Here is a 25,239-nt window from a genome sequence, read left to right as displayed (position 1 = left end):
GGCAACTCCAGATGAGGAGGTCAGACGGCAGGAGCGCTGCGTTGAGCTTCGCGTCCGAGCGAGTAGAGGGGTCGTGCGTTGTCGGGAAGGGTGATCTCGCCCGAGGCGAGTCGGCGCTGCAGGTAGGTGAAGCTCTGCGCGGTTTGCGCGAACAGGTGGTCGCCTGCCCGCACACCGTCGTATCGCGGTCCGTCTGTGGTGACGAACTGAGGCAACGGCTCGACCCACGTGTTGTAGTCGACGTTGAAGAACAACGGGAACGAATAACGCTCGTGCGATACCTTACGCACCCGATGTGACGTCGCCGTAAACTCTCCGTTGGTCCAGATCTCCAGCAGGTCACCGATATTCAGCACGAACGCATCGTCGGCGTAGGGAACGTCGATCCACGTTCCGTCTGCGTTGACGACCTCGAGTCCGGGGGCGGTGGGCCGGAGCAGCGTGAACACCTCGTAGTCGGTGTGGGCGCCGATGCCGGGACGGTCTGCGGCGCTGGGGTCGTGCGGGTAGTGGATCAACCGCAGCTGGGCGGGCGGGGTACTCACGTGCTTGTCGAAGAGGTCCGCGGGTTCTCCGAGTGCTTCGGCGAAGGCGCGCAACAACAGTCGTCCCAGCGAGAAGACCGCGTCGTAGTAGGTGGAGACGGGTTCGGCGAAGTCGTCCAGTTCGGGCCATTGGTTGGGACCGAGCAGGGGGTTACCTGCCAGATAGTCCGGGTGATCGGACGGGAGGTCTATCGACAGGTCGTAGGCTTCCTTGTGGTCGGGAGTCGCACCCGCGAACACTTCCTCACCGGCGGGGACGTATCCCCTGTGGTTGGTCGAATTACCGATGTACACCTTCATTTTCACATCGTCCGGTTGCGCGAAGAACCGCTCGGCGGCACGCTGCACCGCCGCGAACGACGCGGGGTCGATGCCGTGTCCGACGATCTGCGCGAACCCTACTTCTCTTGCGGCACGACCTAATTCGGCGATGACGGCGCCGCGGTGCACCGGATCGCCGGTGACGAGTCCTGTGACGTCGATGGTCGGAATGCTGGTGAACGTCACGCCATGCCTTTCTGTTCTGTCTCGGGAAGATCGAGTCGGCGCCAGCGGCGCACGATCGGACGGCCGTCGACGTCGATGTCGGACGTCGACAGGATTTCGCCCGGCGCGGGGTCGAGCGTGGCGCCGACCCGGAACGGAAGCGTGGAGGCGGTAATACGCCACTCCCCGAGTCCGGCACTCCCGAACGATATTTCACAGTTCATCAGTTCCCGGGCGGCCGACAACGTGCCGGCGCCGCGGATCTGCTCGTGCAGCGGTGCCCCGTCGATCGGACGGGTTCGGCCGCGGGCGAAGGCGAAGTCTTCGCCCACGCGGACCAGGACTCCGGGAGCACCGGTCTCGACGTCTTCGAGCAGGTATTCGTCGATGCTCGACGACGTGGCGCCGATCCGCCAGTGCTCGAGGTAGTCCTCGAAGACACCGTGTTCGGCCACGGTCGTGGCGTCGAGCAGTTCCAGACTGCCCGCGTCCGGGTGTGGGCCGGGCGGGTGGACCGCCACCGTGCGGGCCCATTCCACATGTCCGCCGCGGGAGAGCAGACGCCCTGCGAACCCGTCCTGGGTCGCCAGGACGAGCAGGTCGTCGATGCTCGTCGCGCCCAGCGACCGGGCCTGCACCGGGACTTCCGCCGCGGGCCGACGAAGATCGCAGTACAGGCTCGCACCCTGCAGCCAGACGACCCGGCTGGTGGTGTCGGGCGCCGCGCCCGGGTGCGCCAGCAAGGTGCGCTCGAAGCGGGTGCCCGAAATCGTGAGGGTGTCGACGGCACTCATGCTCCGCCTGCTTCCCAGCGCGCCCGTTCCTGCGCGAAGGCAACGGACTGGACCGCCTGGAAGGACTCGATCGATTCGGTGTTCTCCGAGAGGAATTCGCGGTGTTGCGCGAGGGAGAACGTACCGTCGGTGATGTCCACGCCTCCGCCTCGGCCGGCCGCGAGATCCGCCCGCAGGTCGAGGAGTTCCTCGGGGTCGACCGGGTACCACGAGATACGGTCGAAGAACCTGAGCAGCCACGGGGTGCCGTTCTCGAACGCGCCCGCGGGTTGCGGGTGCCGGTGGTTCCACACCTGGGTGGTCCGGCCGACGAACTGGTACCCGCCGGGTCCTTCCATGCCGTAGATGCACAGGTAGGCGCCGCCGATGCCGACCGCGTTCTCCGGTGTCCACGTGCGGGCCGGGTTGTACTTGGTGGTGACGAGACGGTGCCGGGGGTCGAGCGGCGTGGCGACCGGCGCTCCGAGGTAGACGTCACCGAGACCGAGCACCATGTAGTCGGCAGCGAAGACGGTGTCGAACACGTCGGCAACCGTGTCGAGGCCGTTCATCCGGCGGATGAACTCGATGTTCCACGGGCACCACGGTGCGTCGGCGCGCACGCCGTGCATGTAGCGCTGGATGGCCTCCCGCGTCGCGGGGTCGTCCCACGACAGCGGCAGGCGCACCTGCCGGCTCGGCACTTCGAGTTCGTCGCTGTCACCGATGGCATCCTCGGCTTCGGCGAGCAGACCCAGAAGCTTCGGGACGGGCAGCACGTCGGGATCCACCTTGACCTGGAGGGACCGGATGCCCGGAGTCAGTTCGAGAAGGCCGGACGGACGCTCCCCTTCGAGACGCTGGTGCAGCGCGTGGACGCGGGCACGCAGCGCCAGATCCAGTGTCATGTCGCCGTATTCGACGAGCACGTTGTCGTCTCCGCTGCGCCGGTAGGTGACGGCGGTGTTGCCGTCGCGGCGCGCGAGCACGCCGTCGTCGCCGTCTCCGCCGGCCGACGACACGAGCGAGAGGCCCGCGCGTCGCGCAACGCCGAGGTCGCGGCGTGACGCCGCGTGCTCCGACCGCACGGGCACGAAACGGATGGTGTTGCCCGGGGCGAGTTGCCCCAGCTTCCAGCGGTCCGCGGCGACGACCGTGACCGGGCACACGAAGCCGCCGAGACTCGGTCCGTCCGGGCCGAGCAGAATCGGAGTGTCACCGGTGAAGTCGAGTGCGCCGATCGAGTAGGCGTTGTCGTGGATGTTGGACGGGTGCAGACCCGCTTCCCCACCGTCCGCGCGCGCCCACTGCGGCTTCGGGCCGATGAGCCGGACGCCGGTGCGGTCGGAATTGAAGTGCACCTCGTATTCGGTGGCGTAGAGCGCGTCGATGTCGTCGCGCGTGAAGAATTCGGGCGCTCCGTGCGGCCCTTCGGTCACCGCGATCTCCCAGTGGCTGCTCAACGCGGGCACGTGCTCGGAGGGCACCGCCGCGCAGTGCCCCTCGGTGACGTCGCCGACGACGAGCACATCACCGTCGCGGAGCGTGCGGCCTTCGTGTCCACCGAACGTGCCGAGGGTGAATGTCGAGGCGCTGCCCAGGAATTCGGGTACGTCGAGCCCGCCGCGTACGAGAATGTAGGCGCGGAGTCCGGGGCCGGTCACCGCACCGACGTCGAGCAGGCCACCCTCGGGGACGACGACGGGCCGCCACTGCGGGACGGGGGTGCCGTCGACGCGCACCGTGACGGGCGCTCCGGTCACGCAGACCTCGGTGGCTTCGGTGAATCGGAGTGCCGGGCCGGCCATGGTGGTCTCGAGGCCGGGGGCGCCCTCGGGGTTTCCGAGCGCGACGTTGCCGAGCCGGAACGACAGGTCGTCCATCGGCCCCGACGGAGGGACTCCGACCTGCCAGTAGCCGGTGCGGCCCGGGTAGTCCTGGACAGTGGTGAGCATTCCCGGTCGTTCGACCGTGATCTTGGTGGTCATGGGCGTCTCATGCCTCCCGCGGCCGGGTGACGATCATCCGCACCGGAGTCGGATCGAAACCGTTGCAGGGGTTGTTGATCTGGGGGCAGTTCGACACGAGGACGAGCACGTCGCGTTCGGCCCGGATCGCGAGGCGCTTGCCGGGAGCCGACAGACCGTCGACGATGCCGAGCGTGCCGTCGGCCTCGACGGGCACGTTCATGAAGAAGTTGATGTTGGAGACGAGGTCACGCTTGCCGAGGCCCCATTTCGCGCCTTCGATGAGGAAGTTCTCGACGCATGCATGCTGGTGCTTGGTGTGATGCCCGTAGCGCAGGGTGTTCGATTCCTGCGAACACGCGCCGCCGACCGTGTCGTGGATGCCCACCTCGTCCGCGACGAGTGTCATCAGCGGTCCGCCGTCCGCGTCGCGCAGTACCGATCCCGTGGTCAGGAACAGGTTTCCTTGCCCCGCGACGGTGGCTGCGGCGCTGTAGCGGGCGGTGTGGTCGTGTGCGTCGTAGACGAGGGTGTCGACGGCCTGATTGCCATGGAGATCGACGATGGTGAGCACGTCGCCCGCGGCGACGACAGTGGACCAGGGTCCGCGGACCCCGACGACCTCGTCGAGCAGGACGCGGCCGGAAACGAGGGCGAGGTCCGTGGAGTCGAGCGTGGCGGTCATGTCAGTTCTCCATTCCGGAAGCAGCGGCAGCCCAGGCGTCTTCGGTGTTGAGCACGGCGCGTCGGTATTCGGGGTCGGTAGCGGGGAGCGAGTCGAGGTCGGCGGGGGCACGCCACGCGAGGATTTCGAGTGTGCTGGTCGGGAAGTCCTCTGCCGGGTCCAGCGGGTGCGCGGTGTTGGCGAGCAGCACGATCACCGGCAGGTGGAGAATCAATTCGACGTAGGTGTCGGGCCCCGCCGAGCCGGTACTCGTCAGCGTGCCGTCGTCCTCGACGCGCACGCCGTGGAAGAACGACAGCGACGGGGGCAGGTCGCGCGGGGCGAGATCGTGTTTCGCGGCGGCGACGGTGAAGAGTTCCCGTCCGGCGGGAGCTTCCGAGTGCAACTCTCCCGCTCCGTATTTCGCGGTGTTTCCCGCGAGGTGCGTGGTGCCGCACAGCGCGTCGTGGCGGCCGGAGGTATCGGCGACGATCGTGGCGAGCACCCGGCCCTGATCCGACAGCAGCGGATGGCCGGTTCCCAGATACGCCTGCCACGGCACTTTCAGCGTGTCGGCGACGTTGAGCCGCTCGTGCGGGGCGTCGGCGCGGAACAACAGGAGGTTCGCGCAGGCCGCACCGTGGATGTCGCGGAGTCGCAGGCGAGTTCCCCGGGCAAGCACCTTGCTCGTGTAGCGGCCACCGGGCACGGTCTCGGCCCAGACGAGGGAGGCGGCGCGTCCGGTGGGAGCGGCCGGCCACGCGGACGCCGGAACGGTGGGCATGCCGTCGGTGACGATGCCCGACTGTGCCCGTGCGTGGGCGCGGGCGGCGTGGGTGGTGGCCGTCGCGAGGGTCTCGGTCATGGTGCTCCGATCGTGGCGCTCGGGGAAACTGTCACTCGACAGTTTTCCGAGCGCGCATATTCGGGGAATTGCCGCGGCGTAACAACTCCGTGACCCATGTTTCGTCCGGATTTCGGAGTTCTCACGGCCGGACACGACCGCGCGGCGCACACGACCGTTGTGCCATGGTGAGGGAGTGACCCACGCAGGACCGGGCCGTCCCCGGCTACGAGAACCACGTCGCCCCGGCGCCACCGCGCGTGCCGAAATCCTCGATGCCGCAGCCGAACTCTTCACCACCCGGGGGTTCGCGTCGACATCGACCCGGCTCATCGCCGACGCGGTGGGCATCCGTCAGGCGTCGCTCTACAACCATTTCGCGACGAAGAACGACATCCTCGTCGCACTGCTGGAGGACACCGTCGAGCCCACGATCGAATTCGACGCGGGCCTGGATGACAATCACCCCGCGGCGGTGCGGTTGTGCGCACTGGCCTGGTTCGACACCGCGCAGTTGTGCGCGGGCAGATGGAATCTCGGTGCGCTGTATCTGCTGCCCGAAGTGCGCACCGAGCAGTTCGGGCGTTTCCGGGCAGAGCGGGAGCAGTTGGCGGTTCGTTATCGGGATCTGGCGGCCGAGATCGTCGGAGAGAACGATCCCCGGGCGGGCCTACCGTTCCGGCTCGTCGAGTCGGCCATCGCGATCCGCGCCGACGACGAACGAGTCGACGCCAAGCTCCCCGAGATGCTCGCGACGGCGTCGCTCGACGTTCTCGGCGTGAGCGACACCGCCGCTGTGAAGCGGCACGCACGTGCTCTCGTGATCGGGGTCCCCGATCTGCCTCCCGGGCACTGAGGCACGGGAGGCCGGGTCACCGGTTTTCGTCGGTGCTGTCCGACGGGGAACGGTTGGCCCCTTCGAGCACGTTGACCTCGCGCTTGTTGCTGCCCGGCCCGACGTGCGCCTCGGTGCGCATCTTCTCGGACATGTGCGGGTAGTGCAGTTCGAACGCGGGGCGCTCCGACCGGATCCGCGGTAGTTCGGTGAAGTTGTGCCGCGGCGGCGGGCAACTCGTTGCCCACTCGAGCGAGTTACCGAAGCCCCACGGGTCGTCGACCGTGACGACCTGGCCGTAGCGGTAACTTCTGAACACGTTCCACACGAACGGCAGCGTAGAGGCACCCACTATGAAGGCACCGACCGTCGAGACCGTGTTGAGCGTGGTGAACCCGTCCGACGGCAGATAATCCGCGTAGCGACGCGGCATGCCCTCGTTACCGAGCCAGTGCTGCACCAGGAAGGTGGTGTGGAAGCCGATGAAGGTCAGCCAGAAGTGCCACTTGCCGAGGCGTTCGTCGAGCATGCGCCCGGTCATCTTCGGGAACCAGAAATAGATGCCGGCGTACGTCGCGAACACGATCGTGCCGAAGAGCACGTAGTGGAAGTGCGCCACGACGAAGTACGAGTCGTGCAGGTGGAAGTCGAGCGGGGGGCTCGCCAGGATGATGCCGGACAGACCGCCGAACAGGAACGTGATGATGAAACCGACGGCGAACAGCATGGGTGTCTCGAAGGTGATCTGCCCTCTCCACATCGTGCCGATCCAGTTGAAGAACTTCACGCCCGTCGGGACGGCGATCAGGAACGTCATGAACGCGAAGAACGGCAGCAGCACCGCGCCGGTCGCGTACATGTGGTGCGCCCACACGGCGATCGACAGCGCCGCGATGGCGATCGTCGCGTAGACCAGACCGCTGTAGCCGAAGATCGGCTTGCGGCTGAAGACCGGGAAGATTTCCGAGACGATGCCGAAGAACGGCAGCGCGACGACATACACCTCCGGGTGGCCGAAGAACCAGAACAGGTGTTGCCAGAGGATCGCGCCACCGGTCGCGGGATCGTAGATGTGGCCCCCGAGCACCCTGTCGACGATCGCCCCCATGAACGCTGCCGCGAGCAGCGGGAACACCAGCAGGACCAGGATCATCGTGATGAAGATGTTCCAGGTGAAGATGGGCATGCGGAACATCGTCATGCCCGGAGCGCGCATGCAGACCACCGTGGTGATCATGTTGACCGCGCCCAGGATGGTGCCGAGACCCGTGATGACCAGGCCGAGGAACCACAGGTTCGCGCCGACACCCGGCGTGTGTTCCTCGGACGCCAGCGGCATGTACGACGTCCACCCGAAGTCGGCGGCACCCCGAGGGGTGACCAGGCTGTACACCACCGTGAGCGAGCCGAACAGGAAGAGCCAGTAGCTGAACGCGTTCAGCCGGGGAAACGCGACGTCGGGGGCGCCGATCTGCAGCGGGAGGATGTAGTTCGCGAACCCGAACACCACCGGGGTCGCGTACATCAGCAGCATGATTCCGCCGTGCACGGTGAAGAGCTGGTTGTACTGCTCGTTGGACAGGAACTGCAAGCCGGGACGCGCGAGCTCGGTGCGCATCAGCAACGCCAGCAGCCCGCCGATGAGGAAGAAGACGAAGGAGGTGACGATGTACATCAACCCGAGCGTCTTCGGATCGGTCGTGGTGATCAGGTCGCGAATGACCGCGCCCTTCGGCTTGCGTCGAGGGGGATACGGCCGCTTCGCCTCGACCGGAGCAATCACCGCGTTCATCGGGCCTCCTCACGCCGCACGGGGCGACGATCTCGACGATGCAGACGGACCTGCACGCGTTCCACGGCGTGCGTCGTCAGCCTGCGGGGCAAGCAGATGCGTCCCAGAGTAAGGCGTGTACCTATCCCGCGGAGCGGTTCTCGGTGATTAGTTTTCGATCCTCACGTAGTGCCGGCACGACCTTTTCGCCGAGCAACCGCATGCTCTCCCACGAGGGTTCTTCCGGCATTCCGGCACAGAGCGGATGGGTGGTGACGACCGGGAGAATCCCCTCCCGGCACCGGCGGATCAGGCCGTCGGGCGTATCCACGACATAGGTGCCCGCAGCACGGAGTTCTTCGATCGTCGTGGATCGATCGAACACGTGCGACAACGCCGTACCGCTCTGGTGCCAGGCGGCATAGCCCCGGGCGTCGGCGAGCAGATGATCCCCGTACCGCGCCCAGAATTCGTCCGGATCGGCTGCGCAGAACACCGTTGCCGGTCCGGGCGGGGGCATCATCACATGCCCGGGCCGGCGCCCGAGCCTCTCGCACTCCGCGCGGTAGAGGTCGCGTAGCGCTTCGTCGGCGATCTGCGGCTGGAAATTGAGGCCGAGCCTCGCCGCCCGGCGCGCAGCGGTCGGTGTGCCACCGCCGTAGTAGGCGACGGGGTGCGGGCGGGACAAGGGTGCCGGGGTCACGGCGCCGACCCGCCCGGCGCGGTCCACTCGCTGGGTCCGCAGTGCCTCGAGCACCAGTTCGAGTGCGTTTTCCGTGTCTTGCCCGCGACTGGTCCACGGTCGGCGATAGAGCGCGTACTCCTCGGTGCGATATCCGAGCGCGAACACATACGACACCCGGCCACCGGACAGCAGGTCGATCACCGCGATGTCCTCGGCGAGCCGCACGGGGTCGTAAAGATTGACGATCAGCGCAGAGACAGTGATGGGGATCGTGCGGGTCCGGGCCGCGAACGCCGCGGCGACCGGGAGCGGACTGGGCAGGTACCCGTCCTCCGAACCGTGGTGTTCGGAAAGCATGACGACGTCGTGCCCGGTGGATTCCGCGTACTCGACCTGTTCGAGTGCGCGCGCGAACAGCGCCTGCCGGTCTCGTGGTGTCGCATCGGGCGCACGGAAGTCGAAACGGGTCGCGAACAGGGTTCTGGACACGGCAGCCACTCGTTTCTCTCCGGCGTAACTCGGAACAGCCACAGCGTCGTCGTTTCACGCTGTGGGCGATTACCTTGCCGAATCACCGGACAACTGTCCAGACTCCTCGGTACGCGTGTTCCGGGTGTCGGCTCGAGGAGGATCGGTCCATGAACGGCAGGACAGCAGTGGTGATCGGCGGGGCGTCGGGAATCGGCTGGGCCACGGCCCGGCTTCTTCACACTCGCGGAGCGACCGTGGTGATCGCGGACATCGACGGGGCCGCCGCTCGCGCGCGGGCCGGCGAACTGGGCGCAGGCGCCCGGGCGAGCACCGCCGACGTCACCGACGAGAGCAGCGTCGAAAGGCTCTTCGCCGAGGTGGTGGCGAGCGAAGGCGCTCCGGACACGGTCGTCGAATGTGCCGGGGTGTCGATGCCGGGGCGCATCACCGACCTCGCGCTCGAGGACTGGCAGACCACGGTCGACGTGTGCCTGACCGGTGCTTTTCTGGTCATGAAGCATGCGGGGCGCGTGGTGCGCGACGGCGGCAGCATCACCACGATCGCGTCGCTCAACGGGCGGCAACCCGCTCCCGGGATGGCTGCGTACTGTGCGGCGAAGGCGGGCGTCCTCATGCTCACCGAGGTTGCGGCGCTCGAACTCGGTGCACGAGGAGTACGAGTGAACGCCGTCTCCCCCGGACTGGTCGACACCCCGCTCACAGCGGGAGTCGCGCTGGTGCCCGGTCTGCGCGAGGACTATCTCGAGAACACCCCTCTCGGACGCGCGGGACGTCCTGAGGAGGTCGCCGAGGTGGTCGCGTTCGTCGCCTCCGATGCGGCGACCTGGATGACCGGAGCGACGATCGACCTCAACGGCGGCGCCCACACGCGCCGCTACCCCGATCTGCTCGCGCACCTCGCCGCGATGGCATCGCCGCTGCCGGACGCCACGAACCCGGGAAAGTAACCGCGATCCACGCCGGTGCGGCGGTGTGGTCCCGGCGGCGCGGACAAGGCATGGCTCTACCCGAGAACGTGTTCTACATTGTGACCGTCGTCACCGAACACTCCGGATTCACCCGACGTTGGGGGAAGGTCATACATGTCGGCACCGAGTACCGCTGTCATCGGCGCGGGAATCAGCGGCCTGACCACGAGCAAGATGCTGTCCGACTACGGCGTGCCCTACACGTGCTTCGAGATGTCCGATCGCGTGGGCGGGAACTGGGCCTTCGGTAACCCCAACGGACGCAGCAGTGCTTACCGTTCGCTGCACATCGACACGTCGAAGCATCAGTTGTCGTTCAAGGACTATCCGATGCCGGCGTCGTATCCCGATTTTCCTCACCACTCCCAGATCAAGGACTACCTCGACGGATATACCGACGCCTTCGGCCTCCGCGGCAACATCGAGTTCGGCAACGAGGTGCTCCGCGCCCGGCGCCTGGACGAAGGGGGCTGGGAACTCGACCTGGCAGACGGCGGCACCCGGCGGTTCGAGTTCCTCGTTGTCGCCAACGGCCATCACTGGGACCCCCGGGTCCCCCGATTTCCGGGCGACTTCACCGGGGTGGCGATGCACTCCCACCACTACATCGATCCGCAGACTCCGCTCGATTTCGCGGGCAAGCGCATTCTTGTCGTCGGCATCGGCAACAGTGCCGCCGACATCGCCGTCGAACTGTCATCGAGAACGCTTCGGACGGAGGTGACGCTCTCGACTCGGTCGAGTGCGTGGATCGTTCCCAAGTACATCGCCGGGCGCCCCGCCGACAAGTACTACCGGACGGTGCCCTACGTACCGCTGGCCTGGCAGCGCAAGCTCGCACAGTGGGGGCAACCCCTGCTCTCCGGCAGGCCGGAGTTGTACGGTCTCCCGTCGCCCAACCACAAATTCTTCGAAGCCCACCCCACGCAGTCGGTGGAGTTGCCACTGCGTCTGGGGTCGGGCGACATCACCCCGAAACCCGACATCGAGCGGTTCGACGGCCGCACAGTGCATTTCGTCGACGGTAGCTCGACCGAGATCGATATCGCCGTCTACGCGACCGGTTACAACATCACGTTCCCGTTCTTCGAACCCGATTTCCTCAGTGCGCCGGACAATCACATCGCGCTCTACAAACGGATCTTCGCACCGGGACTCCCCGACCTCGCCTTCGCCGGTTTCGCACAGGCGACGCCGACGCTGTTCCCCTTCGTCGAATGTCAGGCGCGGGTGATCGCCGCGTATGCCGTCGGTCGCTACGCACTGCCCGCGGACGACGAGATGGAACGGGTCATCGTCGCGGACCAGCAGAAATTCACCGGGCACATGCTGGATCGTCCACGGCACACCCAGCAACTCGATTATTTCGCGTACGAGCACGACATCCGCACACACGAACTGCCTGCCGGACTAGCCCGTGCCCACGGAGGCGACCGATGACATTCCACTCCTTGCAGTTCCGGTCACGCGACGCCGATGTCGACGCCTGGCACTTCCCCGCGAAACCGGGACGGCTCGACGCGTCCGGACGAGCGCCGGTCGTCATCATGGCGCACGGACTCGGAGGAACGAAGGACTCCGGACTCACCCCGTTCGCGGAACGCTTCGCCGATGCGGGGATGCACGTCGTGGCGTTCGACTATCGAGGGTTCGGCTCGTCCGGCGGGGACGACCGTCAGCGCGTGGACCTCGACGGCCAACTCGCCGATTACCGCGCCGCGATCGACGCGGCGCGGCGCCTCGACGGAGTGGACCCGGATCGCGTCGTACTGTGGGGTGTCTCGCTGTCGGGTGGTCATGTCCTGACGATCGCCGCACACGACTCGGGTATCGCAGCGGTTGTGGCACTCACACCGCTGGTCGACGGCCTCGCCGCCGGACTGCTCGCCGCGCGTCACACACCGGCGGCGAGCCTGCTGAGATCCACCGCCACGGGCGTTCGAAGCAAAGTCGGATCACGAATCGGTCGCGGTGCCAACATGATTCCGCTGGTCGGGGAACCCGGCGACATCGCAGCGTTGAATCTCGACGGGCACCGCGAGGGCTATCTCGCCATCGCGGGCCCCACCTGGCGCAACGAAGTCGACGCGACGATCGTGCTGGAACTCGGTACCTACCGCCCCGGCCGCCACGCCGCGTCGATCCGGTGCCCGGTACTGGTGCAGATCGCGGACTTCGATCGCAGTGCGCCACCCCACTCCGCTGCCCAGGCAGCCTTCCGGGCGCGCGCCGAGGTTCGCCATTATCCCTGCGACCACTTCGACGTGTGGCCCGGGAAAGACTGGTTCGAGCCGGCAGTGACGCACCAGATCTTCTTCCTGACACGGCATCTCGCGGACTCTTCGACTCCGAAGCCGGACACCCCCGAGGTCTCCGGCGACCCCGTCTCTCCCCTCCCACCACACTGAGGACGATCACCATGGCCGACACCGTTCAGCAGGCACTGCGCGCACTACTCGACGACGACACCGCGGCGATCGTTCACGACACCGGACGCTGGACCTGGCGAGAGCATCTGACGGAGGCGTCGGCTCAGGCCTCGGCACTGCTTTCGATTCTCGACCACACCCGGCCGGTGCATGTCGGCACGCTACTCGGCAATACACCCGACATGCTGCACGCTGTGGCGGCCGCAGGGCTCGGAGGGTTCCCCCTCGTCGGCATCAACACCACGCGACGCGGCGAGAGCCTGGCCGGAGACATCCGACGCGCCGATTGCCAGGTGGTGCTCACCGATCCGGCGCATGCCCCGCTCCTCGACGGACTCGATCTCGGTGACATCACGGTGCTCGACGTCGCGAGCCCGCAGTGGCGGTTGCTGGTCGAAGGTGCGCCTCCCCTCGAGCCGTACCGCGAGGTGGAGATGATGGACCCGTTCATGCTGATCTTCACCTCCGGTACGAGCGGCGACCCCAAACCCGTTCTGCTCGCTCAGATCATGGTGATCTTCGCGGGCAACAACCTGGTGTCGCGCTTCTCGATCACCTCGGACGACATCGCCTACCTGTCGATGCCGATGTTCCACTCGAACGCGATCCTCGCCGGGTGGTGCGTGTCGCTGTGCAGCGGCGCAGCCATGGCGCCGGCGACGTTCTCCGCGTCGGCCTTTCTCGACGACATCCGCCGCTACGGAGCGACGTACATGAACTACGTCGGCAAGCCTCTCGCATACCTTCTGGCGACGACCGAACAGAAGGACGATGCCGACAATCCGCTGCGGGTGGCCTTCGGCAACGAGGCAACCGACCGCGACATCGACGAGTTCGCGAGGCGGTTCGGGTGCACCGTATGGGACGGCTTCGGTTCGACGGAGACAGCCGTCATCATCACCCGCGAGGAGGGCACGCCCGAAGGCTCCATCGGAAAAGGACTCGCCGGGGTGGAGGTGTACGACTCCGTCACCGTCACGCAGTGCGCACCTGCCGAGTTCGACCACAACGGTGCCTTGAGCAACGCGGACAAGGCCATCGGCGAACTCGTCAACACGCAAGGGGGCGGCTTCTTCACCGGCTACTACAACGATCAGGAGTCGACCGACGAGCGGATGCGGCACGGCATGTTCTGGTCGGGAGATCTGGCATACAAGGACGCCGAAGGCTGGATCTATCTCGCCGGCCGCACCGCGGACTGGATGCGCGTGGACGGTGAGAACCTCGCGGCGGCACCGATCGAACGGATCCTCCAGCGGCTCCCGCAACTGAGCCGGGTCGCGGTCTACGGTGTTCCCGACGAACACGTCGGCGACCAGGTGATGGCAGCCATGGTGCTCCGCGACGACACCACACTCACCCCGGATGAGTTCTCCGAATTCCTTGCTGCTCAGGCAGATCTGTCACCGAAGGCGTGGCCGCGCCACGTCCGGATCGACGCCGACCTGCCGGTCACCGCGACCAACAAGATCCTCAAACGCGAACTGAAGGAGCAGGGAACAACCGCCGGAGCCGGCGCGCTGTGGTTGCGGACGGGTACCGACTACACCCCGGTGTCGTAACCGCCCGGCCACGCGGGCACGGGTCGCGCAGGGCCGCTCGCCGACCGCTCAGCTGCTACGTGCGAGGTACTCACCGAGCGCGGGGGCCTTCGGTCCGTCGAGACGCCAGAACGTGTCTCCGTCGTGCGACTCGATGTCGCCGCTGAGGAAACCCGCGACAGCGTCGGCGGCGGTGGTGGGGTCGGGGAAACGTCGCCCCTCCATCGGTCCCCGCGTGATCTCGAGCGCGCCCGTAGTCGTGTCGAAGCGTCCCTGCACGCGGTAACCGCCGACATCGGCGCACACCGCGACGCGCGGGTCGACCTCTTCCGGCTGCGCTGCGGGACGCGCTGCGGGGGCTGCCGTCCGGCGGGGGCTGCGCCGCGTGGGAGCGCACGTACGAGTGGTGTCCTTGACCGCGTCGAGCCCCAGCAGGTCCCAGCGGTCGAGGCCGTGCGCAACGCCACTGAGCGGGATGGGATGACTCCCGGTCGCGGTCCGGCCCGGGCGCTCGGTGAGCCACAGCGCGACCTCTTCCTCGATCCCGGCCTCGATCTCGGCCGACTCGACGATATAGAACGCGGGGGGCTTCTGCCCGAGGTCGACGAAGACCCAGTGCGACGACCCGGTCTCGTCGCTGCCGGCGATGCCGTCCTGCCGACGTGCGAGCCACGGTCCGCCCTCGGTGGTCCGCACGCGGACCACCCGCTTGACCCCGTCCGTACCGCGGACCTTGACGGTGCGCTGGTCGTCGAGAGGTTCTGCGCGTCCGCCGCGCTGTTGAACGTCCGTCACAAAAGCGGCCATGCCCTGACCTGCGATATCACCCATGCCTGCTGTCCTTCTCTCGTGCACGAAAACCGACGCGAGGTGGCGTGACGGCGTCGCCGCACAACTCGGGGGGTCTGCTGGTAACCCTACGGGTCTCAGCCTGGTAACGACAGTTTCTGTGAAGCATCACCGAAATACGTCCCCCTTCGTGGTCAGGGCTTTGACCCGTTCGACGATGCGATCACGCAGTTTCGAGGGCGTGCGCCACCGCATCGCGAGCTTGTCGTAGTCCATCGCATGCTCGGCGATGATGTCCTTGAGCCGCTCCGCGTCGAGGACGTCGAGTTGCACCCGCAGCCCGGGCTCGCCGGCTTCGCGGTAGACAGCGAACGGGTCGAACGGGCCGGGCGCGCGCTTGCCGCGACGAGCAGGCGCTTTCTGCGCCGGGGCTACGCTCCCTTCCGGGGCTGTGTCGTGAGCCGGGGCTGTGTTTTCGGGGTCCGCCGCCCCGAGCGCATATCGGACGTTCGAGGCGCCTCCTGGCCCGGCTGCCGGTCCCGCTCCCGGTGACAACGCTCCCTGCGAGAGCACGGTCGACAGCGACTTCGCGAAGCGGGGCGTACGGGCCGCTTCGTCGGCGACGACCCGGACGAGCGCGACGAGTTGTCCCGCCGTCCCCGGCGCGGTGTCGTCGAGCCTGAGCAGTGCCGCGGTCGCTTCGCCGATCTGCATGCGCAGACGAGCCTCGCCGGTGTCCGGTTTCGTCACAGGTACACCTGCGCGTTCATCAGAATGGTCTCGGTGAGAATCCGCAGCGCGTCGAACTGCCCCGTGTTGCCGTACTTGCGTTTGAGAGTGCCGTACGGCACGAACTCCGCGGAGGCGGCGATCTGGTTCGCTTCCGGAACCCACGCGGGTACGACATCGGCGATCCGGTCGTCACGCTGCAACTGTTCGATGATGCTGCGGTGGAGGTTGGAAGCGCTGCGATACTTCGTGATGACCAGACCGATTTCCCGGAGGGGATGGCCCGTGCGCTGCGCAAACTCCTGAATACGCTTCTGCAGCTGGGGAATTCCGTACGTCGACAGGATGTCCGGGATGGTCGGGATCAGATACCCGTCGGCCGATCTCAAACCGTTGAGGGTGAGCATGCCCAGGTTGGGCGGGCAGTCGAGGAGTATGTAGTCGTATCGATCGGCGATCGGTTCGATCGCCTTCGTGAGGATCTCGATCGGCCGATGCGACCCGGGATCCGCATACTGCCGGTGGCTGAGACCCTCCTGGATCTCGATGAGATCGAGCGAGGACGCCAGGAGATCCACCCCGCGCACGGCCCGGACCGGCGAGACGTCGTGCTGAAGGGCCTTCTCGATGTCGAACGACGCGGTATCGGATTCGATCGCACCCCGGAACAGCGCCGCAAGGGTGCGGTCGAGCTCGTTGAGTTCCTTCCAGCGCTCCTCACCGATCATCATGGTGGTGAGGTTCGTCTGGGGGTCGAGGTCGACGAGCAGTACCCGCTGCCCGAACTCGGCGGCCATGAACTCGCCCAACGCCGCGGTCGTCGTGGTCTTACCGACGCCACCTTTCAGGTTGATCGTCGCGATTACCCGCGCCACCGTGCACCTCTTCGGAAAGATCGACTGCTCTTCCGATAGAAACGTACACCGCGATCCGGACAAACATGACGTCCGGTCTTATCTGCCCTTCGCCTCGACACCGACTCTCTCCAGCCCGCCCGAGGTATCCGCGCGGACGACCGAGTCGGCAGTTGCGAACCCGCTGAGCGCAAGCGCAGGCGCGCGGTCGACGACCGCGTGCACCACGCGCCCTTCCGACATGAACACGATCATTCCTTCGGCGCCCACCGTCGGGAGGTCCTTCCACACGAGACCCGAGGTATCGAGGATGCGGTTGACCTCGCTCATGAGCAGAGGAACGCGGAAGTAGTACATCCGGTCCCAGTCCTCCCCCTGCAGGTCCGCAACCTGCGCGAGATCACCGAGCGTGCGTTCCTGACCGCCGGCGAGCACCTCGCTGAACGCTGATTCGAGCTGGGGATCGTCCACCACCGTCACCGCAGGATCCCCCCCGCATCCTGCGATGACCATCGCCATGACTCCGGCTGCTACCCCTGCCGATACCCGTCGTGCAAACACCCACGCCACCCCCGTCATTCGACCCCCAGATGAACGCGAGGAAGCTACCACCGAATCGGACATTTGCACCAGTGAGGCGTCTCACATTTTGGGGACTGGGTGGCCGGACCCTGCCACACGCGGGAAACCTGTGACCGGACACAACGGACACGGTCAATCCTTGCCGGTGAGCTCCGCAATGTCGCTCCGGAGCGCGGTGTGCAGCGAACCGATGAGTTCCGCGGCCGACCCGAACTGGTCTCCGACGAAGTCGGTGTTCTCGGCCGAGAGCTCGCGCGCGCCCGACCGCCCGATGAGATCGTCGATACGCTCGTCGAGGCTCGCGGTGCGGCGTGCGACGTCGACCATGCCCATCCGGCTTTCCGCGTTTCCGAGCAGATCGCCGATCCTGGCGAGCGCCGCCACCCGGGCGAGAAGCTGGTCCCACACGGGATCGAGCGCCGCGACCCGCGCGTCCAGCGCAGCCCGTGCGCCGGCGCCCCGTTCGCCCGGGATACTCCCGATCGCGGCGCCCAATTCCGCGAGCAGTCCGCGCAACGACACCGTATCGACGGCGATCTGAGTGATTTCCTCGGCCAGATCGAGCTGGGCCCGCTGTACCGCGAAGTACTCGGAGCGCCACGCCGCCGACGACTCGATCCGGTCGTAGAGGGAGCCCGCCAGGAACAACAGGGTGTCGTACCGGTCGACGAACCGGTCGTCGTCCTCCGGCATCCGGCGCGCGAGGAGATCCGCCGCTCGACGGCCGGCGTCTGCGGCGGGGGTGCGCTCCGACCACCGCGACACACGGTCCACCGCCACGGACAGGGCGGCACCTCGGGCCTGTTCGGCGGGCGCGACCGGCAGCGGCGCCGGAGTCTGCCGCAACGCCGCGAACAACGCTTCTCGCTGATCGAGTTCGAGGTGGAGCCCATCGCGGCGATCCCTGCGAACCGCACGCACACCCTGCGCGTAGTGCGACGGCGAATGCACGATGGCCTGCTCGGCAGCGCGGAGGCGCTTGGCGAGTTCGTTCGCGCGGTATTCGAGGACCAGGCGGGCGGCCCCGGGACGCTGCCTGCCCAGGCGGGCCACGAGATGAGCATGCTCGTCGGAGAGAAGGCGCAACGCTCCGAAACCGTCGACGGTGGGGAATCGCCGACCGGCACGCCGCCGGTTCGCGAGGACCGTGCGTGCCGATTCGTCGAGATGACCCGCGGCCAGCGCGAGTGCCGCCGCATCCGAGAGCGGGCCGTGCCTGCCGTCGATGGCACACCGATCGCACCAACGGCGCACCTGTCCCGCGATGCGTTTCCGTCGCAGGTCGGGCGTTTCGAACTCGTCGGATACTTCGGGTCGGTTTGAGCCGGGCATCGGGGCCTCCTCGTCGCCTTACTGTCTTCCACTGTCCCAGAAAACCGCGGTCTTCGATCGGCCCGGCGACGGACCTCGCACTGCCCGGACGAGACTTCGGCACGCGTGTGCGGGCGCATCAGTTCGATTGAGCGGACGCCGTATTCACCATTCGTGATCGATGTCACAGAAAGAGCCGGGCTCGATCCTCCATCGGGCCACACGCACCTCCGGATTGTCAAAATCGTTGCGGCACAAACGCCTACCCGACGGTACGACGAGGGCAGTCGGCCCCGCTGCAAGTTACCCACCGGTGTTACCGCGCGGTACGAGCGAACGGGCCCACCGCAGCCGGCCCTCCTTCCCGCGGACGACCCCCGAAAAGCCCTGTACGGCAACGTTCGAGACCCGAAAAAGGAACGGTTTCCGCAGGTCACGCCGATTCGGGAAGCCAAACGTGACAAAGCCTCATGTTTCGGCCATGCTGTTACCCGTACGGGGCGTTTCCATCCGCACGGGGGTGTGTGTCGTCGATGGCGACGGCCACCGGATGAGGACAGGGGCGCGTTCGCACCGCCTTGACGATTCGGTTCGACAGAACCACAGCGTCGGCGATCGACACACGCATGCCCACCACACAGCACGAGGAGCCGACCGATCGATGTTCCCGCTCACGTTTACCGATCCGTGACGTAGGAACCGAAGACCGGATAAATTGTCTTCCTCATCGGGGTGGAGCTTTCGACGCGCGGCACCCACGCGCACAACCATGGAGAACGGTGGCAACGAGTATGTTCAAGCGGATCGCAGTGGTCAACCGGGGTGAGGCGGCAGTCCGCCTCATCCGGGCAGTCCGGGAGCTCAACTCCGAACACGGCTACGGCATCAAGACGATCGCTCTGCACACGGACGCCGAACGCCGTGCCATGTTCGTCCGTCAGGCCGACGAAGGCGTCACCCTTCGCCCTTCGACGACGGCCGCGACTTCCTACCTCGATCACGCAGAACTCGAGCGCGCACTCCTCGAAGCGAAAGCCGACGCAGTCTGGGTCGGCTGGGGATTCGTGGCGGAAGATCCCGTCTTCGCCGACCTGTGCGCGCGGCTGAACATCACATTCATCGGTCCGTCCGCGGATGCGATGCGTCTCCTCGGGGACAAGGTCGAAGCCAAACTGCTCGCCGAGAAGGTCGGGGTGCCGGTCGCCCCGTGGTCCGGCGGACCCGTGGAGTCCCGCGCCGACGCGCGGCGTCATGCCCAGGCCATCGGTTACCCGCTCATCATCAAAGCGCGCTCCGGCGGTGGCGGCCGCGGCATCCGGAAGGTCTACGCCGAAGACGAACTCGAACTGGCACTCGAGCGCACGCAGGGCGAAGCCGAACGGTCCTTCGGCGACCCCGTCGTCTTCATCGAACGCCTCGTCACCGACGCGCGCCACGTCGAGGTGCAGGTCATCGCCGACACGCACGGGAACGTGTGGGCTCCCGGCGTGCGTGACTGCTCCATCCAGCGCAAGAACCAGAAGGTCATCGAGGAATCGGCTTCCCCGCTGCTCACCGCGGAACAGTCCGACCACCTGCGCTCGGTGTCCGCCGACCTCGTCCGGGCCGCGGGATACTGCGGCGCCGGAACCGTCGAGTACCTCTACCAGCCGCACTTGAAGACGTTCACCTTCCTCGAGGTCAACACCCGCCTGCAGGTCGAACACCCCATCACCGAGGTCACCACCGGCATCGACCTCGTCAAACTCCAGATCCTCGTCGCCTCCGGAGAGCCCCTCGTGGGTGACTGCCCGCCGGAATTCGGCCACGCGGTCGAGGCACGGCTCAACGCCGAGGATGCCGCCAACGGGTTCGCGCCCGCGCCCGGCACGGTGCAACTGCTCAAATTCCCGCTGGGGTCCGGCCTGCGGGTGGACACGGGCATCGCGCAGGGAGACGTGATCCCTCCCGACTACGACTCGATGGTCGCCAAGGTCATCGCTTGGGGACGGAACCGCGGCGAAGCGCTCGCACGCCTGCGCACCGCCCTGCGAGAAACGACGGTCGTCCTCGACGGAGGCACCACCACCAAATCGTTCCTGCTCGACCTGCTCGACCGCCCGGAGGTCGTCGACGCGTCCGCCGACACCGGTTGGCTCGACCGCACCGGTGCCGGCAGCGAGTCCGGACCGACGCGAGTCGCCGACATCGCACTCGTCGCAACCGCCGTCGACGTCTACAACGCCGACGAAGCCCGCGAGCGCACCGCGTTCCTCGCGTCCGCACGCGGCGGCCGGCCACGCGCCGGACATGCCGTCGGCCGCAAGATCGAACTGAGCTACCAGGGTCAGGCGTACGAACTCGTGGTCGGCCAGGTCGGACCGCACCGCTACCGGCTCGACACCGGAGTGACCGAGTTCGACGTCGAACTCGAACGTCTCGGAGACTACGAATCGCGGCTCACGCTCGACGGTCGCCGCCACCACGTCGTCTCGATAGCCGGGCCCGCCCATTTCCTCGTCGAGGTCGACGGGATCAGCCACCAGATCAGCCAGGACGAGGCCGGAGTCGTCCGCACTCCGGCGCCCGCTGTCGTCGTTGCCGTCCCCGTCGCGGTCGGCGACGAGGTCGAAGCCGGGCAGACGCTCGTCGTTCTCGAGTCGATGAAGATGGAGACCGCCGTCCGGGCTCCGTTCGCCGGTAAGGTCCGCGAGATCCTCGCCGTCGTCAATGCTCAGGTGGACGCCGGCGCCCCGCTGCTGCGCGTCGACCAGATCGTCGAAGAAGTCGTCACCGAAGCCGTCGAGCGCGTGGAGTTCCCCACCCCCGGACCGGCGCTCAGCGACGATCTCGCTGCGGATGCGCTGGCGCGGCTCGATTCGCTCGGAGCGCTCATCACCGGGTACGACGTCTCGGCCAAACGGACCGCGGCGCTTCTCGCCGAATACGAGCGTCTCTCGGCAGGTGTGCGGTCGTGTGATCTCGTGCGCGCCGAACTCGCTCTGCTGACCACGTTCGCAGACGTCTGCGACCTGTCGCGCAACCGTCCGACCGACGAAGAGCGGAACACCGAAGACCGCGTGCACAGCCCCCGCGAGTTCTTCCACGGCTATCTGCAGTCGCTCGACGTCGAAGTAGGCGGCCTGCCCGACAGCTTCCGTGCTCGCCTCTCGCGCGCGCTGCGCCATTACGACGTGACCGACCTCGCGCGCACCCCCGACCTCGAAGACGCCGTATACCGGCTGTTCCTCGCGCTCGAACGTATCGAGACGCACGTGCCGGTCGTCACCGCACTGCTCGAGCGCTGGACCGAACGCGACGACACGGAGGCCGGAGTCTCCCACGAACTCAACGAGGTCCTCGACCGGTTGATCGTCGCGACGCAGGTCCGCTTCCCGGTCATCGGCGACACCGCACGCAACCTGCGCTACAGCTACTTCGAGGAGCCGATGATCCGGAAGGCGCGCGAGCAGGTGTACGACGGGGTGCGCGGTTCGCTCGCCTACCTCTCCGAACACCCGCAGGCGGCCGACTACGCGCAGCGCATCGAGTCCCTCGTCACCACGCCCGAACCTCTCATCGACCTTCTCGCCCAGCAGATTTCACGCCCCGGCACCGTCCCCGGTCCGCTGCTCGAAGTCATCACGCGACGCGCGTACAAGATCCGGACCCTCGAGGACGTGCGGTCGTGCGTCGTCGACGGGCGCCAATTCGTCACCGGAAACTTCGATCTGCGGGGTACCCGGCTGTACCTGATCTCCGCGGAGACATCGCATTCCGGCCTCGCCTCGGTACTCGACGCAATCGAGCAATCGGCGTCGACGCTGCCCGGTGTCGAGAACCTGGTGATCGACCTGTACGTCGCCTGGGAGGACGCGCCGGCCGACGCGGACGCTCAAGCCGCGGCGCTGTCCTCAGTCCTGTCCACCCGCGAGATCATCGCGCGCGCACGACGCGTGACGGTGACGGTGTGCCACACCGATATCGCCGAAGAGCACGTGTTCACCTTCCGCGCCTACGAGTCCGGGTACGCCGAGGAAAGCAACATCCGCGACATCCACCCGTTGACGGGGCAGCGTCTCGATCTGTGGCGACTGAAGAACTTCGACGGCACGCGCCTGCCCTCCAACCCGGACACGTACCTGTATCACATTGTCGCGAGGGACAATCCGTCCGACGAGCGCTTCATCGCCCTCACCGAGGTGCGGGATCTGACCCAGCAGCGCGACGACAGCGGCCGGATCGTGAGCCTGCCCGCCTTCGAACGTGCCCTCGCGAGTTCGCTCGACGGCATGCGCCGCGCCCAGGCCGCACGCGGTGGACGACGCCTCGATACGAACCGTGTGGTCCTCTACGTCTGGCCCGTCGTCGACCTCGACGTGAAGGATCTGCGCCGGATCGCCCGCAGTGCCGCACCGTTGACCGTGGGTGCGGGCCTCGAGGAGATCACCGTCATCGGATGGTTGCGCGAGAACCCGGGTCAGCCCGCGCGTGAAGTCGCGTTGCGCTTCTCGTACCGCTCCGGCGCCGGTGTCGTCGTGCGGGTCACCGAGCCGCCCAAGGAACCGCTCAAGCCGCTCGACGAGTACACCCAGAAGGTGCAGCGCTCGCGGGCCCGCGGAACCGTGTACCCCTACGAGCTGATTCCGCTGCTGACCGGCAGCGACGGTACGTTCGTCGAGTACGACTTCGACGAGCAGGGACAGTTCGGCGCCGTCGACCGCCCGTACGGCCGCAACACCGCCGGCCTCATCGTCGGCATCGTGGACACTCCGACGCCCCGCTATCCCGAGGGCATGACCCGGGTTGCTCTGTTCGGAGATCCCACCAAGGCACTCGGCACCGTCGCCGAAGCCGAGTGCTCACGCCTGGTGGCCGCGATCGACCTTGCCGAGAGTCTCGGCGCGCCGGTCGAGTGGTTCGCGTTGTCGTCGGGTGCCACGATCTCCATGGACTCGGGTACCGAGAACATGGACTGGGTGTCGCGGGGTCTGCGCCGCATCATCACGTTCACCCAGAGCGGCGGCGAGATCAACATCGTCGTGACCGGCATCAACGTCGGCGCACAGCCGTACTGGAACGCCGAGGCGACGATGCTCATGCACACCAAGGGCATTCTCGTCATGACCCCGGACAGCGCGATGGTGCTCACCGGCAAGCAATCGCTCGACTACTCCGGCGGAGTGTCCGCGGAGGACAACTTCGGTATCGGCGGATACGACCGCGTGATGGGTCCGAACGGCCAGGCCCAGTACTGGGCACCGAATCTCCGAGTAGCGGTCGAAACACTCTTTGCGCACTACGCGCACGCCTATGTCGCTCCCGGCGAGCGCTTCCCGCGCAAAGCCGACTCCGCCGACCCGGTCGATCGCGACGTGCGCCTCTACCCGCACGTCCACCCGTCGAGCGACTTCACCACGGTCGGCGAGATCTTCTCGTCCGACACCAACCCGGATCGCAAGAAGCCGTTCGACATCCGCACAGTGATGCGCTCGGTCGTCGACCAGGACCACGCCGTGCTCGAACGGTGGGCCGACATGGCCGACGCCGACACCTCGGTGGTCTTCGACGCGCACCTGGGCGGTACCCCGGTCAGCGTGATCGGGATCGAGTCGCGCGCCATCCCCCGCAAGGGCTGGTTCCCGACAGACGGGCCGGACCAATGGACGTCCGGGACGTTGTTCCCGAAGTCGTCGAAGAAGACGGCCCGCGCCATCAATGCCGCAAGCGGAAACAGGCCGCTCGTGGTGCTCGCGAATCTGTCGGGCTTCGACGGATCACCCGAGTCGCTGCGCAACCTGCAGCTCGAGTACGGCGCCGAAATCGGCCGGGCCATCGTCAATTTCGACGGTCCCATCGTCTTCGTGGTGGTGTCCCGGTACCACGGCGGAGCATTCGTCGTGTTCTCGGGCGCACTGAACGAGAACATGGAAGTACTTGCGGTCGAAGGCTCGTTCGCGTCCGTTCTCGGCGGCGCTCCCGCTGCCGCGGTGGTCTTCACCCGGGACGTCAACAAGCGCACGGCGAGCGATCCCCGCATCACGGAGATCGAGTCACGTCTGGCGGCAGCCGAAGACGGGGAGAAGTCCCGTCTCGGTGTCGAACTGGGCGCCTTGCGCGTCGCGGTACGGTCCGAAAAGCTCGGCGAGGTCGCTGCGGAGTTCGAGGCGATCCACAACATCCAGCGTGCCCAGCGGATGGGCTCGGTGCACCGGATCGTTCCCGCCGCCGAACTGCGCCCGCAGATCATCGCTGCCGTGCAGCGAGGAATGGCGAAATCGCTCGCCTGACACGGCCGAGCACAGGGGGCCCGCACCGATCGGTGCGGGCCCCCTGTGTGTGTGCCTCCGGACACAAGACCCTGTGCAGCACAACCCATCCGGTCCGAAATGCACGTCGATTTCTGACTTCTTTCTCAGGAATGTTTCATGTCCCGCTCCTACCTTCGGTACTGAGGACCAGTAAGGAAAGGGGTGCGGAAATGCGCATCGACAAGCGATGGCTCATCGCGGGTGTCGCGGCAGTGGCCGTGGCAGCCGGTTCGGTGGGGATCGCAACCGCAGTGGACTCCGACGAGCCCACAGGTCCGGGCCAGGTGACGGCACAGACCCAGGACGACACGCAGGAAGCGGAGGACGGCCAGGACACCCACGACTCCACCGATCGGGGCCGCGAACGTCCGGACTCGGCGACGGCTCCGGACGCGCAGCGTGATGTCGAACGCGAACCGGGTGACCGCACGCGCCACGGCGGAGAGCGACCCGACGGACCGAGAGGACCGCATTCGGACCGCGAGACCGGACCCGAGGAGGGTGACGGACCTCGTGCAGAGCGCGGACCGGGCGACGGCCTGCGCGACGGGCGCGGACCCGGTGCCCACCATCGTGAGCACGAAGGCGAGCACCCGGACCACGACTCCGGACCTCATGACACCGAGCAGGACGGTACGCACACCTAGGCCCCTGCTCGCCGTCCGGCGAGGTGGACCACCGGAA

19 protein-coding genes are annotated in these 25,239 nt (G+C 67.0%); 7 read left to right on the top strand and 12 right to left on the bottom strand.

Annotated features, from left to right (window positions below):
* Window positions 1–20 precede the first annotated feature (20 nt).
* Genes ACLQ3J_RS09595 through ACLQ3J_RS09575 form a run of 5 tightly spaced genes read right to left on the bottom strand, consistent with a single transcriptional unit; the run spans window position 21 to window position 5,300 of the window.
* Entirely contained in the window at window positions 21–1,052 is a 1,032-nt protein-coding gene (locus tag ACLQ3J_RS09595) for an isopenicillin N synthase family dioxygenase (RefSeq protein ID WP_425902958.1), read from the bottom strand.
* Window positions 1,049–1,825, bottom strand: coding sequence for a hypothetical protein (locus ACLQ3J_RS09590; protein WP_425902956.1), 777 nt, complete (start codon window positions 1,823–1,825; stop codon window positions 1,049–1,051). Before ACLQ3J_RS09590 ends, ACLQ3J_RS09595 begins: the two co-directional genes overlap by 4 nt.
* Window positions 1,822–3,792, bottom strand: a complete 1,971-nt coding sequence (locus tag ACLQ3J_RS09585) for a 5-oxoprolinase/urea amidolyase family protein (RefSeq protein WP_296548890.1) — start codon at window positions 3,790–3,792, stop codon at window positions 1,822–1,824. The genes ACLQ3J_RS09590 and ACLQ3J_RS09585 overlap by 4 nt, the downstream gene beginning before the upstream one ends.
* Window positions 3,793–3,799: 7 nt before the next feature.
* Window positions 3,800–4,456, bottom strand: coding sequence for an urea amidolyase associated protein UAAP2 (locus ACLQ3J_RS09580; RefSeq protein ID WP_296548891.1), 657 nt, complete (start codon window positions 4,454–4,456; stop codon window positions 3,800–3,802).
* A gap of 1 nt (window position 4,457) precedes the next feature.
* Window positions 4,458–5,300 (bottom strand): urea amidolyase associated protein UAAP1, encoded by an 843-nt coding sequence (locus tag ACLQ3J_RS09575; RefSeq protein WP_169652663.1) that lies wholly within the window; start codon window positions 5,298–5,300, stop codon window positions 4,458–4,460.
* A 175-nt stretch (window positions 5,301–5,475) separates the two neighbouring features.
* Between ACLQ3J_RS09575 and ACLQ3J_RS09570 the strand changes: the two genes are divergently transcribed.
* Entirely contained in the window at window positions 5,476–6,135 is a 660-nt protein-coding gene (locus ACLQ3J_RS09570; protein WP_169652662.1) for a TetR/AcrR family transcriptional regulator, read from the top strand.
* 16 nt (window positions 6,136–6,151) lie between these two features.
* Here the strand turns inward: ACLQ3J_RS09570 and ctaD are convergent, their stop codons facing one another.
* Together ctaD and ACLQ3J_RS09560 are read right to left on the bottom strand one after the other, a co-directional pair.
* Window positions 6,152–7,906 (bottom strand): aa3-type cytochrome oxidase subunit I, encoded by a 1,755-nt coding sequence (ctaD, locus tag ACLQ3J_RS09565; protein WP_169622682.1) that lies wholly within the window; start codon window positions 7,904–7,906, stop codon window positions 6,152–6,154.
* Between the two features lie 121 nt (window positions 7,907–8,027).
* A complete protein-coding gene (locus tag ACLQ3J_RS09560) occupies window positions 8,028–9,059 on the bottom strand; it encodes an LLM class flavin-dependent oxidoreductase (RefSeq protein ID WP_296548962.1) in 1,032 nt (343 codons plus the stop codon).
* Window positions 9,060–9,208: 149 nt separating this feature from the next.
* Between ACLQ3J_RS09560 and ACLQ3J_RS09555 the strand changes: the two genes are divergently transcribed.
* The 4 genes from ACLQ3J_RS09555 (at window position 9,209) to fadD1 (ending at window position 14,021) form a co-directional block, all read left to right on the top strand.
* Window positions 9,209–10,009 (top strand): SDR family NAD(P)-dependent oxidoreductase, encoded by an 801-nt coding sequence (locus ACLQ3J_RS09555; RefSeq protein WP_206038789.1) that lies wholly within the window; start codon window positions 9,209–9,211, stop codon window positions 10,007–10,009.
* Between the two features lie 135 nt (window positions 10,010–10,144).
* Window positions 10,145–11,470, top strand: coding sequence for a flavin-containing monooxygenase (locus ACLQ3J_RS09550; RefSeq protein WP_425902955.1), 1,326 nt, complete (start codon window positions 10,145–10,147; stop codon window positions 11,468–11,470).
* On the top strand, window positions 11,467–12,438 hold the full coding sequence (locus ACLQ3J_RS09545; RefSeq protein ID WP_296548957.1) for an alpha/beta hydrolase: 972 nt from the start codon (window positions 11,467–11,469) through the stop codon (window positions 12,436–12,438). The genes ACLQ3J_RS09550 and ACLQ3J_RS09545 overlap by 4 nt, the downstream gene beginning before the upstream one ends.
* Before the next feature lie 11 nt (window positions 12,439–12,449).
* Complete coding sequence (fadD1, locus tag ACLQ3J_RS09540) at window positions 12,450–14,021, top strand: fatty-acid--CoA ligase FadD1 (protein ID WP_169652658.1); 1,572 nt, start codon at window positions 12,450–12,452, stop codon at window positions 14,019–14,021.
* Between the two features lie 48 nt (window positions 14,022–14,069).
* Here fadD1 and ACLQ3J_RS09535 read toward each other — a convergent pair whose 3' ends face one another.
* From ACLQ3J_RS09535 to ACLQ3J_RS09515, 5 genes are all read right to left on the bottom strand, one after another.
* Window positions 14,070–14,831, bottom strand: a complete 762-nt coding sequence (locus tag ACLQ3J_RS09535; protein WP_169622678.1) for a hypothetical protein — start codon at window positions 14,829–14,831, stop codon at window positions 14,070–14,072.
* Window positions 14,832–14,957: 126 nt separating this feature from the next.
* A complete protein-coding gene (locus ACLQ3J_RS09530; RefSeq protein ID WP_422424695.1) occupies window positions 14,958–15,539 on the bottom strand; it encodes a hypothetical protein in 582 nt (193 codons plus the stop codon).
* Window positions 15,536–16,393, bottom strand: a complete 858-nt coding sequence (locus tag ACLQ3J_RS09525) for a ParA family protein (RefSeq protein ID WP_169622677.1) — start codon at window positions 16,391–16,393, stop codon at window positions 15,536–15,538. The genes ACLQ3J_RS09530 and ACLQ3J_RS09525 overlap by 4 nt, the downstream gene beginning before the upstream one ends.
* A gap of 78 nt (window positions 16,394–16,471) precedes the next feature.
* On the bottom strand, window positions 16,472–16,891 hold the full coding sequence (locus tag ACLQ3J_RS09520) for a hypothetical protein (protein ID WP_240952687.1): 420 nt from the start codon (window positions 16,889–16,891) through the stop codon (window positions 16,472–16,474).
* A 195-nt stretch (window positions 16,892–17,086) separates the two neighbouring features.
* Complete coding sequence (locus tag ACLQ3J_RS09515; RefSeq protein ID WP_422424692.1) at window positions 17,087–18,286, bottom strand: hypothetical protein; 1,200 nt, start codon at window positions 18,284–18,286, stop codon at window positions 17,087–17,089.
* Window positions 18,287–19,056: 770 nt separating this feature from the next.
* On the opposite strand from ACLQ3J_RS09515, the gene ACLQ3J_RS09510 reads away from it, so the two are divergent.
* Together ACLQ3J_RS09510 and ACLQ3J_RS09505 are read left to right on the top strand one after the other, a co-directional pair.
* Complete coding sequence (locus tag ACLQ3J_RS09510; RefSeq protein ID WP_425903172.1) at window positions 19,057–24,534, top strand: carboxyl transferase domain-containing protein; 5,478 nt, start codon at window positions 19,057–19,059, stop codon at window positions 24,532–24,534.
* A 191-nt stretch (window positions 24,535–24,725) separates the two neighbouring features.
* A complete protein-coding gene (locus ACLQ3J_RS09505; RefSeq protein ID WP_425902953.1) occupies window positions 24,726–25,202 on the top strand; it encodes a hypothetical protein in 477 nt (158 codons plus the stop codon).
* Window positions 25,203–25,239: the final 37 nt, after the last annotated feature.

Origin of the sequence: Rhodococcus sp. DT1, assembly GCF_049844875.1 — a bacterium.
Lineage (GTDB): Bacteria > Actinomycetota > Actinomycetes > Mycobacteriales > Mycobacteriaceae > Rhodococcus.
The sequence above is the reverse complement of the archived record's forward strand: the minus strand, read 5'-3'. Positions and strand labels throughout refer to the sequence as shown.